The sequence below is a fragment of the Aeromicrobium sp. CnD17-E genome, assembly GCF_024124745.1.
Lineage (GTDB): Bacteria > Actinomycetota > Actinomycetes > Propionibacteriales > Nocardioidaceae > Aeromicrobium.
This window is the reverse complement of sequence record NZ_JAMXRU010000001.1, coordinates 25,654-39,338: the sequence shown is the minus strand read 5'-3', so window position 1 is coordinate 39,338 and position 13,685 is coordinate 25,654. Positions and strand designations below refer to the sequence as shown.

Genomic DNA, 13,685 nt, shown 5'->3' with positions numbered 1-13,685 from the left:
CTGCCGTGGTCGTGCACGGCGCGCACGTCGCGCTTCATCCTCGTCTCCTCATATAAGCGGTGAAGGCGGCGTAGAGGGGGCGGTTGAGGGGGAGGTCCCACTCGCCGAGGTACTCGACCGCCTCGCCGCCCGTGCCGACCTTGAACTGGATGAGGCCCACGTGCGGGTCGTCCGGGTCGAGCGTGTCGGTGATGCCGCGCAGGTCGTAGACCGTGGCCCCGGCCGCGAGCGCGTCGCGCATCATCTGCCACTGCACGGCGTTGGACCCGCGCACCTCGCGCTTCGCCGACGTCGACGCGCCGTAGGAGTACCAGGCGTGCGTGCCCACGCGCACGAGCGTGGTCGCCGCGACCAGGTCGCCCTCGTGGTGCGCGAGGTACAGGCGCATCCGGTCGGGGTCCTCGTCCGTCAGCGCGTCCCACATGGTCAGGAAGTACGACAGCGGACGCGGCGTGAAGTGGTCGCGCTCGGCCGTCTCGACGTAGACGCGGTGGAACGCCTCCACGTCGTCGCGGCCGCCGAGCGTCACCTCGACGCCCGCCTTCGCGGCCTTGCGGATGTTGCGCCGCCACAGCTGGTTCATGCCGGCCAGCACCTGCTCCTCGGTGCGGGGGGTGCCGTCGGCGTCGGCCAGGGGCAGCCAGAAGTTGTACTGCGGCTGGCCTGCGCTGAACCCGCCCTCGGTGGCGAGCCGTCGCCAGCCGAGGTCGTGGAGCCGGTCGGCGACGGCGAGCGCTGCGGCGTCGTTCACGTCGGCCGGCACCTCGCCGAGCGTGCCGAGCGCAGGGTCCGCCACGGCGGCCTTGACGGTGGCCGCGTGCCAGCGACGGGTCACGACCGGCGGCCCCATCCGGATGCCGAACGCCTTCTTGGCCTTCAGGTGCGCGGCCAGCGGCTCCAGCCAGGCGCCCAGGTCGGCGCCCGCGTCGACCCAGGGCAGCACCGGGCCCTCCGGCAGGTAGGCCAGGTAGCGCCTGACCTTTGGCACCTGGCGGTAGAGGACCAGCGCGGCACCCACGACCTGGCCGGACGCGTCGACCCAGCCGACCGACTCCGACCCCCACTCGGCCTTGACCTGCGCCCACGCGGGCGTCTGCAGGAAGGAGACGGAGGGTCGCCCGGCGACGAAGTCGAGGTGCTCCTCGCGGGTGATCGTGCGGACGGTCACGGGGGAGGGGCTCACCCGGTCGAAACTACCAGCGCGGCGTCCGGGGAGCAGGGTCAGTTAGGCTAGCCTAAGCATCACGCCACACCGTCGTCGTCCCGCCCGGGGAGGAGAACCATGAGCGAGGTCCCACCGGTCTGCCGGGCCACCGTCGTGCGCAAGGTGCGGCTGTCCGCCCACCTCGTCACGGTCACGCTGCGTCCGGAGGAGTTCACCTCCACCGGCGTGCCCGACGAGTACGTGCGGCTGATGATCGCGCCGGAGGGGGTCGAGCTCGCGATCCCCACCTACGACGAGAACTGGGTCATGCGGGTCCCCGAGGGCGCCGTCGAGCCCGCCGCCCGCGTCTACACGATCTCCGACCACCGGGTCGTCGACGGCGTGCCTGAGGTCGACATCGACATCGCGGTGCACGACCACGGTGTGGGTGCCGACTGGGTCAGGCGCTGCGTGCCGGGCGACGAGGTCGGGATGATGGTGCCGCACGGCCTCTACGCCGCGCCCGTCGACACCGCCTGGCAGCTCCTCGTGGCCGACATCACCGGACTCCCCGCGCTGGCCCGCATCCTGCGCGACCTGCGCCCCGGGCAGCGGGTCGAGGCCGTCGTGGTCCTCACCGACGAGGGCGACCGCATCGGCCTGCCGAGCCCGGCCGACGTCGACGTCCGCTGGGTCGTCGTCGAGCGCGAGACCGACATCTGCGGTGCGCTCGAGTCGGCCGTGACCGGACGAGGCCTTCCTGCCGCCGGCGAGGCGACCGACGACGTGCCGCTCAGTCGGTACGTGTGGCTGGCCGGCGAGGCGCGCGCCAGCCGCGCGGCCCGCAAGCTCCTGCGACGCACGCTCGGCTGGCCGCAGACCGACTTCTACACCTGCGGCTACTGGCAGATCGAGGCCGAGAAGTGGAACGCCCGCTACGAGGAGGTCGCGGAGGAGGTCGGCGCGAAGGCCCGCCAGGCCTACCTCGAGCTGGCCGAGACCGACCAGGGCGCCTACCTCGACGCGATCGAGGAGATCTACGAGAAGGCCGGCCTCTAGCCGGTCGTCCCCGTCAGGCGCCGCGGCCGCGCAGCGAGCGGACCAGGTAGGTGAGCTCCCGCATGCGGGTCAGGCGCGTGCCCACCAGGTAGGCCGTGGCACCGAGGCCGCCGGCCACGACGAGCGTCACGAGGGCGCCGACGGGCTCGCCACGGTCGAGGCCCGCGGCGTCGAGGGCGGCCACGGAGCCGAGCATCGCGCCGACGGCCAGGGCCAGCGAGATCAGCAGCCGGACCGCGAAGACGCGCGTCTCGCGGTCGAACAGGCCACCGAGGCGGCGCGACAGCAGCGTCGCCGAGACGGTCGCGCCGACGGCGTAGGCGATGCCGAACGACAGCGCGAGCATCGGCGCGACGTGGCGCGGCTCCACGTCGTGGGTGAGCACGAGGGCGGCGACGATGTTGGTCGCGGCGACGACCAGCTGGACGAAGAACGGCGTCCGCGTGTCCTCGTCGGCGTAGAAGCCGCGCAGCACCAGGTAGTGGATGGTGAAGGCGACCATGGCCGGCGCGAACGCGGCGACGGCGAGACCGATGGCGTCGGCGTTCGGGCGCAGCGTCGGCACGAACCCGAGCACCGCCGCCGCCGACCAGCCGAGACACCCGACGGCGGCGGCGAGCGGCGCGATGATGGCGAGCGTGACCCGCAGGGTGCGCTGCAGCTCCAGCGCCATGCGGTCGTAGCGGCGCTCCGAGGCGAGGGCCGAGAGGGTCGGGATGATGGCGGTCGCGAGCGAGACCGTGATGACACCGTGCGGCATCTGGCTCACCAGGAAGCCGATCTCGTAGACGGCTGACCCGGTGGCCGCGGTCCCCTCCCGCTCTCCGGCGAGCGTGCCCGCCACGCCGAGCCGCTGGATGACGATGAACGCGACCTGGTTGGCCGCGATGAAGCCGAGCGTCCAGGCGCCGAGGCGCAGCGTGTGGCCGAGGCCGACCCCGCGGAAGTCGAAGCGTGGTGCGTACCGGAACCCGGCCTGCCGCAGGAACGGCACGAGCACCAGGGTCTGGACGGCGATGCCGAGCGTCGCGCCGCCGCCGAGCAGGAGCGCCTGCCCGGTGGAGAATCCGCCCGTGCCGCTCGAGGCGCCGTAGAGCACCAGGTACACGGCCAGGGAGCCGATGGCCACCAGGTTGTTGACGATGGGCGCCCACATCATGGGTCCGAACTTCTGCCGCGCGTTGAGCACCTGCCCGACGAGCACGAAGGCGCCGTAGAAGAACACCTGCGGCATGCACAGGTACATCAGCAGCTGCGCCGACTCGCGCTGCGCCTCGTTCCGGTCGGAGAACAGCTCCCCGTCGAACACCACGTGCATGATCGCGGGGACGAGCAGGGTGAGGACCGCGGCCGCGACGCCCAGGACCAGCAGGCCGAGCGTGATGACCCGGTTGGCGTACGCGTCGCCCCCGTCGGCGTCGTTGCGCATCGCCCGGACGAGCTGGGGGACGAGCACGACGTTGAACACGCCGCCGGCCACCAGGATGTAGAGCGCGTTCGGCACCGTGTTGGCGTTGTTGAAGAGGTCGGCGTTCAGCGCGGTGCCGATGGTCGCCGCGAGCATGAGCAGCCGGCCGAAGCCCGTGACCCTCGAGACGACCGTGCCGATCGCCATGCCGGCACTCGCGCGGGCGACGTTGCGCTCAGCCATCGGTCGGGGTCTCCTCGGGGGTCGTGGCGGCCCGGCGGCCGCGCAGGAAGCGTCGGCCGAGCGCGAACAGGACGAACAGCCCCGCGGCGCCCATGAGCGCCCACAGGGCCACGCCCACCCGGCTCGACCGCACGTTGAAGGAGTCGGCGCGGCCCACGGCGGTCCCGTCGGGCGAGATCAGCTGCGCCGTCAGCGTCGACGACGTCTGGTCGCCGACGTCGACCTGCACCGTGACCGTGCGTCGCTCGCCGGCCTCCACCTGCACCGGGGCGACGTCGGGGATCCGCAGCGCGGGGTTGCTCGCGCTGATGCGCACCCCCACCCGCACGGCGGTGTCGGTGTCGTTGCTGACCGTGAGCGGGAAGCTGCCCTCGGCGCTCGAGAGCGTGATGGCGGGCGGACCCTCGACGGCGAGCCGGCCCAGCTCCGCACGCACCCGACCGAGCGCGCCCGTGGCTGCGCGCAGGCCCTCGGCGCGGTCGGAGCGCCAGGCGGTCGACAGCAGACCCGTCGAGGTGCGGTCGGTGCGGGCGGCGAGGTCGTCGCCCTCGACGGCCAGGCCTGCCAGCACGCCACCCTCGCGCGCCAGCTGCTCGACGGCCGTCACCTGTGCCTGCGAGAGCGGACGCGCCTCCGCGGTGCTCGCGACGTCGCCCCGGTACGCGGCGCGACGGGTCGTCATGAGGTCCTCGAGGTCCTCGGGCGAGACGAAGTCGGGGTCGAAGGCACCGGCGAAGGCGTCGTCGTCGGTGTCACCGGGGTTCCAGCGCGGGTCGACGAGCACGAACGCGTCCGCCTTGGACTCCGCGTCGGCGCTGCGCTCGAGCGACGCCAGCGCGGCCTCGCTGAGCAGCCGCTGACGCAGCGTCGCGACCGTCGCGCCGCCGGGCACCCCGACGTCGAGCCCGGCGTCGACGAAGAGGGGTACCGGTCCGCTGTCCGACCGGAGGGTGACGACGGAGCCGAGCCGCGGCTCCCAGTCGGGCACGGCGTCGCGGGTGACGATGACGGGTCGGTCGCCGCTCCCGCGCACCTGGTCGATCAGCGCCGCCGTCGTGCCGCCTCGCGTGGGCCACGTGACCCGGCGACCCGACACCTGGAACTGCGCGAGGGCCGACGACGTCGCCCGCTCGATCGTGCCCATCAGCCGGTCGTGGGCGTCGGAGCGGCTGAGCGCGAGCCAGTCGGGTCGGGCGTAGCCGAGCGTCCACGTCGCGACCCGTCGCGACAGGCCCGTGAGGTCCTCGACGAACGTGCGCGCGGCCTCGCGCTGAGCGTCGTCGAGACGTACGTCGCGCGGCAGGCGTCGACCCTCGGCCAGGTCGTCGACGGCCACCAGCAGGGCGGGGTCGAGCACGAGCGACGTGCCGTCGGAGGGTGCGGAGAGGGCCTGGTCGAGCAGGTTGCGGAGCTGGCCGCCCGGCGCGACGCGTTCGGCCAGGTCGGGCGCGTCCATCCACGTGCCGGACGGGCCGAGGCGGTCGGGCAGCACGAACGGCCACACGAGGCCGCCCGGCACGCGCGTCGAGTCGCGGTCGAGGCGCGGCAGGAAGGTGGTGGCGCGGGCGATCGCGGCGTTGTCGCGGGTGCCGTCCTCGGCGGTCGCGAGCACCTGGACGCCCACCGGGTAGACGCCCTCGGCGTCGGAGACGCGCAGCTGCGCGTAGGGCACCCGCACGCGGAACGGTCGGGTGCTGCCGGGGGCGAGGGTGCCGACCTCGTCGATCGAGTCGAGCTCGACGACGCGCTCGCCGGTGTAGCTGGCCTGGCTCTCGACCGCGTCGCTCACCTGCTGGCGCGTGGTGAACGGCGACGGCGCGATCACGAGGTAGGCCTGCGCCTTCGTCCAGCGTTCCTTGCCGCGGTTGGTGATCGTGCCGGTGAGCGTGACGGTGGCGCCGTCGCGCAGCTCGGTGGGGCTCACGCCGGTGATCCGCACGGCCACGTCAGGGTCGACGGCGGCCTGAGAGGGTGCCGCGACGGCGACCGTCAACGAGCCGCCGAGCAGCATCGCGAGGGCGCACGCGACCAGGCGGACCAGACGTCCCGGGCCCGGACGCACACGTCGGGCCGGGTTCGTCACCCGCCCATCGTAGTGGTCGGTCCCCATCGCTCCGGCCACCTCGACGGCGCGCGCTGCGGTCGCGCTGGCACGGCCCCGGGCCGACCGGGCAGCGCGCACTACACTCGGGGCCCGTGTCCGCCCCCTCCTCGCCCTATAACGCCCTCGCCGTGCGCGCCGCCGCCGACGCGGTGCTGCGCGACCACCCCGTGCTCGCCGAGCTGGGTGGTCTGTTCGCGACAGCGGGTCACGAGCTGGCGCTGGTGGGCGGGCCGGTGCGCGACGCGCTCCTCGGCCGTCGGGTCAGCGACCTCGACCTGACGACGTCGGCTCGGCCCGACGACGTCGAGCGTCTCGTCACCGGCTGGGCGGACGCGGTGTGGGACGTGGGCCGCGAGTTCGGCACGCTCGGCCTGCGCAAGGGCGACGACCAGATCGAGATCACGACCTACCGCACCGATGCGTACGACCCGGCGTCGCGCAAGCCGCAGGTGGCCTTCGGCGACACGCTCCAGGGCGACCTGTCGCGCCGCGACTTCACCGTCAACGCCCTCGCGCTGCGGCTGCCCTCGGCCGAGTTCGTCGACGAGTTCGGGGGTCTCGGCGACCTCGCCGCCGGGGTGCTGCGCACGCCGGTCACGCCCGAGCAGTCCTTCAGCGACGACCCGCTGCGCATGATGCGCGCCGCGCGGTTCGTCGCGCAGCTCGGCTTCGAGGCCGACGAGGCCACGACCGCGGCCATGACCGCGATGGCCGACCGGATCGAGATCGTGTCGGCCGAGCGGGTGCGTGACGAGCTGGTCAAGCTCGTGTGCGGGCGCGAGCCCGTGGCCGGGCTGCGCCTGCTCGTCGACACCGGTCTGGCCGACCACGTGCTGCCCGAGCTGCCGGCGCTGCGGCTGACCGCCGACGAGCACCACCGCCACAAGGACGTCTACGAGCACTCGCTGACCGTGCTGGAGCAGGCCGTGGAGCTGGAGCACCGGCTCGAGCAGCGTCCCGACTTCGTCGTCCGGTTCGCCGCGCTCGTGCACGACATCGGCAAGCCGCGCACGCGACGCTTCCTCGACGACGGCACGGTGACGTTCCACCACCACGACGTGGTGGGCGCCAAGATGACGCGCAAGCGCATGAAGGCGTTGCGCTTCAGCAACGAGCAGATCGCGCAGGTGAGCCTGCTCGTGGAGCTGCACCTGCGCTTCCACGGCTACGGCTCGGGGGAGTGGACCGACGCCGCCGTGCGTCGCTACGTCCGCGACGCGGGCGACCAGCTGGAGCGGCTGCACATCCTCACCCGTGCCGACTGCACCACCCGCAACCGGCGCAAGGCCCAGCGGCTGCAGCGCACGTACGACGACCTCGAGCGCCGCATCGAGCAGCTCGCCGCGCAGGAGGAGCTCGACGCCATCCGGCCCGACCTCGACGGCAACCAGATCCAGCAGCTCCTGGGCATCGGCCCGGGCCGCGAGGTCGGCGAGGCCTACCGGTTCCTGCTCGACCTGCGCCTCGACCGCGGACCGTTGGGCGAGGACCTGGCCGCCGAGGCCCTGCGCGCCTGGTGGTCGGCCCGGTCCTGACGTCACCGCTGGCGGGCCTCGATCGGTCAGGACGCGCCGCCCCCGCGGGCCTACCCTTGACCTCATGACTTCAGCGGGAGCCCTCTGATGGCCGGCGGACTGGTCGCCCTCCTCGACGACGTCGCCGCGCTCGCGCGCCTGGCGGCCGCCTCGGTCGACGACGTCGGCGCCGCGGCAGGCCGGGCGAGCGCGAAGGCAGCGGGCGTGGTGGTCGACGACGCCGCCGTCACGCCGCGCTACGTGCAGGGCCTCGACCCGAAGCGAGAGCTGTCGGTCATCGGCCGCATCGCGCGGGGCTCGTTGATCAACAAGCTCGTGATCATCCTTCCCGCGCTGCTGCTGCTCAGCCAGTTCGTGCCGTGGCTGCTCACGCCGCTGCTCATGCTCGGCGGTGCCTACCTGTGCTTCGAGGGCGCCGAGAAGCTCTGGGAGAAGGTGTCCGGGCACGCGAAGACCGAGGAGCCCCGCTCCGTCGGCGGCGCCGACCAGGAGAAGGCCGTCGTGAGCAGCGCCGTGCGCACCGACTTCATCCTCTCCGCGGAGATCATGGTCATCGCGCTCAAGGAGGTCACCGACGAGCCGTTCGTGTCGCGGGCGGTCATCCTCGCCGTCGTCGGCATCGGCATCACCGCGCTGGTGTACGGCGCGGTCGCGCTCATCGTGAAGATGGACGACGTCGGCCTCGCGCTCACCGAGCGGTCGTCGTCGGCAGCGCAGTCCCTCGGGCGGGGGCTCGTGAAGGCGATGCCGAAGGTGCTGGCCACGCTGGCCGCCGTCGGTGTCGTGGCCATGCTCTGGGTCGGCGGGCACATCCTGCTCGTCGGCACCCACGACCTCGGGTGGCACGCGCTCTACGACCTGGTCCACCACGCCGAGGAGGCCGTGCACGACTCGGTCGCCGGCGGCCTCGGGTCCGTCCTCGCGTGGCTGACGAACACGTTCTTCTCCGCGCTCCTCGGGCTCGCGGTCGGCGCGCTGGTGGTCACCGTGCTGCACCTCGTGCCCCGCCGAGGTCGGCACTGAGCGGTCGGGCCGCGGTCGGCACTGAACGGCACGAACGTCCAGGTCTCCCCCCTCCGGTGGTCGAGGCGTCTCCCGACGTCGCTAGGGTCCCGTCTGGGAAGATCCACCAACATTCGGGAGACCATCGTGACCATCCGTCGCACGTGCACCGCCGCCGTCGCCACCCTCGCCCTGCTGGGCCTCGCCGCCTGCGGGTCCGACGACGAGCCGCAGGTCGAGTCGAGCAGCTCGGCCTCCGCGAGCTCCTCGCCCAGCGCCGAGGCGACCGAGGAGTCGACGTCGACCGAGGGCGCGCCCGCCTGGGCCAAGCCCGTCACCACCCCCGGCACGAAGATCGGCACCGTCAAGGCCGGCGACGTGACCGTCGACGTCTACCAGGTCGGGACCACCAAGGCCACGAAGACCGGCAACTTCGTCGACCCGAAGGACAACAAGCCGATCATCGCCGTGGGCGACGAGATCGTGTTCGTCAACTACGTCGTCACCAACACCGGCGACCCGATCGACCTCGGCTCCTCGCTCGTCGACGTCTCGGCCCGCTACGTCGACTGGCCGTACGTGCAGGGCATGGACGGCATCACCGACAACGACCTCTACGAGGCGCAGGACGTCCAGACGTCCGGCGTCGCCCCCGGCGCCTTCGCCGACCCGTCCGTCTACACCCTCGGGAAGGGCGAGACGTTCTCCTACGGCGAGAACTTCCGCTACGAGAAGGGCACGAAGCTCGACGTCAAGGTCACCTACACCCCCGTCGACGCCCAGGGCGAGCTGCTCCACGACGACCGCGTCGAGGGCGAGGGCTCGGTCACCATCTCCTGACCCCCCAGCGGTAGGTACGCCACCGAATCGCCCCCGGCGGTAGGTCCCACACCCTTGACTAGCGTCGAAGCGTGCTGGACCTACCGCCGAGGCGACGACGGAGGTGCAGGATTGACGTGCGGTGCGGGGATGCGCCACCGCACCGGAGCCGCGTGGAACGCCATGGCGACCGCTGGTACCTCGATGACGAGGTCGAAGAGGCCGTCGATCGCGGGGGCGGGCCCGTCGTACCCCGCCTCAACGAGCATCTCGTGGACCCGCCGCACCATCGTGCGCGGACTCCGCCTCAGCTCCGCGGTGATCTGGCAGTAGACGACCTCCGCGCGGCGGTAGAGACGGTACCGGTCGATGTCGGCGACGTACTGTGCGCGATCTGTCTGGTGATGACCACCCTCGTACTCTGCGGCAGCGCGAAGGTGTCGCCACCACCAGTCAGGGAGCAGTCGTCGACCGGCGACGTCGACCTCGACGTTGATCTCGGGTCTCGGGAGGCCGGCCACCTGGAGGTAGACCCGGACGTGTGACTCCGGGACGGACCGGGCGGCCGGGTCGAGCAGAGGGAGCATCCAGAGCGCTCCGGGGGCCCCGGCGCGCCACGGCTGTTGCCGGCAGAGCGCCACGAGGCGGCTGCGGTTCAGGTGGCCTTGGGCCAGGAGCCAGTCTCCCGCCGCGGCGGCGTCGAGCACCGAGAACGCGCGACAGATCTCGATGAACACGGCCTCGGCGCTCACCCCCTCGTCGTCGTGGGGTGGCATGACGTCGGTGCGGTGGATGAAGACCTCCCCGTGTGCGCGATGGAGGTCTCGCGCCACCACCATCTGCAACGGTCGGTGCGGTCCGAGGTCGAGACCGAGCTGCTGGAGTCGCGTCGCGCCCGTGAACCGCGCGTCAGGTGGGGCGAACTTGCGCGCAGCCGTCCACCGGAGAGCCTCCGTCATGACGACGTCGCGGTGGACCCAGACGGCGGGCAGCAGCCTGTGCCAGGTGCCTCCGTCGAGCTGTCGTTGTGAGAGCCCGTGCTCCCGACCGTCCCGGACGTGGAAGGGACCGTGGGCGAGGGCGGCGGGGACGTGTGCTCTGCGGGCCATGCCTCGAGTGCAGCGGATTCGTCCGGCGGGGTGAAGACGTCGTCGGGCGTCGGTGGACGACTGGGGACGCGTCGGTGCGGGACCTGTGGATGGCCGGGTCGGGGCGGTAGGTGTGCCACCCTTCGAAGCCAGGATGGGGTGGCACACCTACCGCCGACCCAGTTGAGGTGTCCTACCTACCGCTGAGGGGGAGAGAGCGGCCGGCACGGATAGGCTGACGGGGTGATCGACGCCAGGCTCCTGCGAGACGACCCCGAGTCCCTCCGAGAGGCGCAGCGGCGCCGCGGGGAGGACCCCTCCCTCGTCGACGCGCTCGTCGCCGCCGACGAGCGACGTCGCTCGACCATCGCCGCGTTCGAGGCGCTGCGCAGCGAGCAGAAGTCGATGGGCAAGCAGGTCGCGCAGGCGCAGGGCGAGGAGAAGCAGGCGCTCCTCGCGCGCACCAAGGAGCTCAGCGCGCAGGTCAAGGCCGCCGACGCCGACCAGACCGCAGCCGGCGAGGAGTTCACGACGCTGCTCAAGGCGCTGCCCAACCCCGCCCCCGACGCCCCGCCCGGCGGCGAGGACGACTTCGTGGTCCTGGAGGAGGTCGGCACCCCGCGCGACTTCGCCGCGGAGGGCTTCGAGCCGCGCGACCACCTCGAGCTCGGCACGCTGCTCGGCGCGATCGACGTCGAGCGCGGCGCGAAGGTGAGCGGCTCGCGGTTCTACTTCCTCACCGGCGTCGGCGCCCAGCTCGAGCTCGCGCTCACCCAGCTGGCCATGTCGAAGGCCGCCGAGTGGGGCTTCACGCCGATCATCCCGCCCGCGCTCGTCAAGCCGCAGGCCATGGAGGGCACCGGGTTCCTCGGCCAGGCAGCCGACGACGTCTACCACCTCGAGAAGGACGACCTGTACCTCGTCGGAACGTCGGAGGTGCCGCTCGCGGCGTACCACTCCGACGAGATCCTCGACGGTCCGCGTCACTACGCCGCGTTCAGCCCCTGCTTCCGTCGCGAGGCCGGCTCGCACGGCCGCGACACGCGCGGCATCGTGCGCGTGCACTGGTTCGACAAGGTCGAGATGTTCGTCTACACCTCGCTCGAGGAGTCCTACGCGCAGCACGAGCGCATCCTCGGCTTCGAGAAGCAGTGGCTCGACCTGCTCGAGCTGCCCTACCGGGTCATCGACGTCGCCGCAGGCGACCTCGGCCTCTCGGCGGTCCGCAAGTTCGACTGCGAGGCGTGGATCCCCACGCAGGGCAAGTACCGCGAGGTCAGCTCGGCGTCGAACTGCACGCAGTTCCAGGCCCGTCGCCTCGACATCCGCAACCGGCTCGACGACGGCGGCACGGAGCCGACCGCCACCCTCAACGGCACGCTCTGCGCCATGCCGCGCATCATCGTCGCGCTGCTCGAGAACGGGCAGCAGGCCGACGGCTCGGTGCGTCTGCCGGCGGCACTGCACCCCTTCCTCGGCGAGGTGCTGCAGCCGGTCGGGGCGCGCGCATGACGGGCTGGCGTCCGAAGATCGTCGCGCTCGACGTCGACGGCACCATGGTCGACTGGGAGAACCGGATGACCGACACGGTGCGCGACGCCGTGCACGCCATCAAGGACTCCGGCGTCCACGTCGTCATCTCCACCGGCCGCGCCATCCCGGGTGTGCTCGACGCGGCCCGCAACCTGCGCCTCGACGACGGCATCGCCGTGGCCAGCAACGGCGCGGTCGTGCACACGTACTCGCCCGTCGAGGTCGTGCACACCGTCACCTTCGACGCCAGCGAGGCCGTGCGCCGCGTGCTCGAGCACATCCCCGACGCGCTCGTCGCCGTGGAGGAGGTCGGCACCGGCTACCGGATCAGTGCGCCGTTCCCGGAGTGGGAGATCGACGGCACCGTCACCATCCAGACGGTCGACGAGCTCGTCGCCGAGCCGGTCACCCGCGTCATCATCCGCGCCCCCGAGCACGACGTCGAGGAGTTCGGCCGGCTCGTGCACGGGCTCGGGCTGAACGAGGTGAACTACAACATCGGCTACACGGCCTGGCTCGACATCGCCCCCGACGGCGTCTCGAAGGCGTCCGGCCTCGAGGTAATCTGCGAGCGGCTCGGCGTGGACCGGGCCGACGTGCTCGCCGTCGGTGACGGCATGAACGACTACGAGATGCTGCGCTGGGCCGGACGCGGCGTCGCGATGGGCCAGGGCTCGGACGAGCTGAAGGCCGTGGCCGACGACGTCACCGGCACGGTGCTCGAGGACGGGCTGGCCACCGAGCTGCGTCGCTGGTTCTGAGGGCTCAGTCGTCCGCGACGACCTCGGCCTTGAACCCGTCGGCGTCCTCGAGCCAGCCCGCGTAGTGCTGCGGGCCGCCCGCGCGCGGGTAGCGGTCGTGGTACAGCGGCTGCCAGCCGTGCGCCGGCGCGTCGGCCATCAGGGCGTCGACGTCGGATCGTGAGCCGCCTCGGAACGCCAGGTGATTGACGCCGGGCCGGCGGCGGTCGTGCGGCTCGCCGGACAGGGCGGGCGGCGTGGTGACGGTGAGGTAGGCGCCTCCGGCGGACCAGGAGGAGCCCGCCGGCCAGGAGTCGCCGAGCTCGAACCCGAGCCGCTCGAGCAGCCAGGCCCACCGGGGTCGCGCGCTGTCGAGGTGGGCCACCCAGAGCTCGACGTGGTGCAGCCCGCTGGCCATCGTCGTCCGGTCCAGGGGGTCAGGCGAGGCGCGCGGCGTCGAGCGTGTCGAACGCGTCGAGGACGTCGTCGACGGTCGGCACCCGGCGGGGGCTGGGCGCGACCTGCACGTCGGCCTGGGCGGCCTCGGCGCGGGCCCGGCGCAGGTGGCGCTTGATGGTCGACGTCGAGCAGCCCAGCCGCTCGGCGAGCTGCTGGCAGGTGTCCTTCGGGTGCGTGGTGCGCGCCGTGAGGACCGCCTCGTGGCTCACGGGTCCGGCGCCGCTGCGGGCGGGGCCGTACGAGCCGGTGGGTGCTGCGTCGACGACGATGCCGAGGCTGTCGCGGATGGCGGCGCGGTCGGCCTCGGTGGTGCAGGCGACGAAGCCGGACACGTCGACCTCCACCACCGCGCGGTAGAGGCAGTCGACGAGCAGGGGGCAGCCGGCGCAGCGGCGGTGCGCCTGCGCCAGCACCTCGCCCATCCCGGCGCGGCTGGCCGCGTCGAGCTCGTGGGCGCCGAGGTACAGGCGCTCGTCACGGAAGACGGGCTCCCGGGTGCACGGAGGCGCGTCGATGTCGGTCACGATGGTCATGGGTCCCTCTCCCGTTCG

12 protein-coding genes are annotated in these 13,685 nt (G+C 72.6%); 6 read left to right on the top strand and 6 right to left on the bottom strand.

Going from position 1 to position 13,685, the window contains the following annotated elements; genetic code table 11:
• Nucleotides 1–34: 34 nt before the first annotated feature.
• On the bottom strand, nucleotides 35–1,183 hold the full coding sequence (locus NH339_RS00210) for a peptidoglycan bridge formation glycyltransferase FemA/FemB family protein (RefSeq protein ID WP_253021373.1): 1,149 nt from the start codon (nucleotides 1,181–1,183) through the stop codon (nucleotides 35–37).
• A gap of 99 nt (nucleotides 1,184–1,282) precedes the next feature.
• On the opposite strand from NH339_RS00210, the gene NH339_RS00205 reads away from it, so the two are divergent.
• Nucleotides 1,283–2,203, top strand: coding sequence for a siderophore-interacting protein (locus NH339_RS00205; protein WP_253021372.1), 921 nt, complete (start codon nucleotides 1,283–1,285; stop codon nucleotides 2,201–2,203).
• A 13-nt stretch (nucleotides 2,204–2,216) separates the two neighbouring features.
• Here NH339_RS00205 and murJ read toward each other — a convergent pair whose 3' ends face one another.
• Nucleotides 2,217–3,854, bottom strand: coding sequence for a murein biosynthesis integral membrane protein MurJ (gene murJ / locus NH339_RS00200; protein ID WP_253021371.1), 1,638 nt, complete (start codon nucleotides 3,852–3,854; stop codon nucleotides 2,217–2,219).
• Nucleotides 3,847–5,937 carry a DUF6049 family protein gene (locus NH339_RS00195; RefSeq protein ID WP_253021370.1) on the bottom strand — a complete coding sequence of 697 codons (2,091 nt, stop codon included), beginning with the start codon at nucleotides 5,935–5,937 and terminating at the stop codon, nucleotides 3,847–3,849. The genes murJ and NH339_RS00195 overlap by 8 nt, the downstream gene beginning before the upstream one ends.
• 113 nt (nucleotides 5,938–6,050) lie before the next feature.
• Here NH339_RS00195 and NH339_RS00190 point away from each other — a divergent pair, with 113 nt between their 5' ends.
• The 3 genes from NH339_RS00190 to NH339_RS00180 all read left to right on the top strand — a co-directional run bounded on the left by NH339_RS00190 (nucleotide 6,051) and on the right by NH339_RS00180 (nucleotide 9,335).
• Nucleotides 6,051–7,493: a CCA tRNA nucleotidyltransferase gene (locus NH339_RS00190; RefSeq protein WP_374208148.1), complete on the top strand. Its 1,443-nt coding sequence runs from the start codon at nucleotides 6,051–6,053 to the stop codon at nucleotides 7,491–7,493.
• Between the two features lie 87 nt (nucleotides 7,494–7,580).
• On the top strand, nucleotides 7,581–8,516 hold the full coding sequence (locus NH339_RS00185; protein WP_253021369.1) for a DUF808 domain-containing protein: 936 nt from the start codon (nucleotides 7,581–7,583) through the stop codon (nucleotides 8,514–8,516).
• 126 nt (nucleotides 8,517–8,642) lie between these two features.
• The gene (locus NH339_RS00180) at nucleotides 8,643–9,335 is read left to right on the top strand and encodes a hypothetical protein (protein ID WP_253021368.1); all 693 of its coding nucleotides are present in this window, start codon (nucleotides 8,643–8,645) and stop codon (nucleotides 9,333–9,335) included.
• Nucleotides 9,336–9,415: 80 nt separating this feature from the next.
• Here the strand turns inward: NH339_RS00180 and NH339_RS00175 are convergent, their stop codons facing one another.
• A complete protein-coding gene (locus NH339_RS00175) occupies nucleotides 9,416–10,423 on the bottom strand; it encodes a hypothetical protein (protein ID WP_253021367.1) in 1,008 nt (335 codons plus the stop codon).
• Nucleotides 10,424–10,645: 222 nt separating this feature from the next.
• On the opposite strand from NH339_RS00175, the gene serS reads away from it, so the two are divergent.
• The gene (serS, locus tag NH339_RS00170; protein ID WP_253021366.1) at nucleotides 10,646–11,914 is read left to right on the top strand and encodes a serine--tRNA ligase; all 1,269 of its coding nucleotides are present in this window, start codon (nucleotides 10,646–10,648) and stop codon (nucleotides 11,912–11,914) included.
• On the top strand, nucleotides 11,911–12,696 hold the full coding sequence (locus tag NH339_RS00165) for an HAD family hydrolase (protein WP_253021365.1): 786 nt from the start codon (nucleotides 11,911–11,913) through the stop codon (nucleotides 12,694–12,696). The genes serS and NH339_RS00165 overlap by 4 nt, the downstream gene beginning before the upstream one ends.
• A gap of 4 nt (nucleotides 12,697–12,700) precedes the next feature.
• On the opposite strand, the gene NH339_RS00160 is transcribed toward NH339_RS00165, so the two are convergent.
• Entirely contained in the window at nucleotides 12,701–13,093 is a 393-nt protein-coding gene (locus NH339_RS00160) for a VOC family protein (protein WP_253021364.1), read from the bottom strand.
• 19 nt (nucleotides 13,094–13,112) lie between these two features.
• Complete coding sequence (locus tag NH339_RS00155; protein ID WP_253021363.1) at nucleotides 13,113–13,667, bottom strand: HTH domain-containing protein; 555 nt, start codon at nucleotides 13,665–13,667, stop codon at nucleotides 13,113–13,115.
• Nucleotides 13,668–13,685: the final 18 nt, after the last annotated feature.

Coding starts and splice junctions, on each gene's coding strand:
- murJ (WP_253021371.1), bottom strand. CDS start 3,854: ATGGCTGAGCGCAACGTCGCCCGCGCGAGTGCCGGCATGGCGATCGGC.
- NH339_RS00185 (WP_253021369.1), top strand. CDS start 7,581: ATGGCCGGCGGACTGGTCGCCCTCCTCGACGACGTCGCCGCGCTCGCG.
- NH339_RS00160 (WP_253021364.1), bottom strand. CDS start 13,093: ATGGCCAGCGGGCTGCACCACGTCGAGCTCTGGGTGGCCCACCTCGAC.
- NH339_RS00155 (WP_253021363.1), bottom strand. CDS start 13,667: ATGACCATCGTGACCGACATCGACGCGCCTCCGTGCACCCGGGAGCCC.
- NH339_RS00175 (WP_253021367.1), bottom strand. CDS start 10,423: ATGGCCCGCAGAGCACACGTCCCCGCCGCCCTCGCCCACGGTCCCTTC.
- NH339_RS00205 (WP_253021372.1), top strand. CDS start 1,283: ATGAGCGAGGTCCCACCGGTCTGCCGGGCCACCGTCGTGCGCAAGGTG.
- NH339_RS00165 (WP_253021365.1), top strand. CDS start 11,911: ATGACGGGCTGGCGTCCGAAGATCGTCGCGCTCGACGTCGACGGCACC.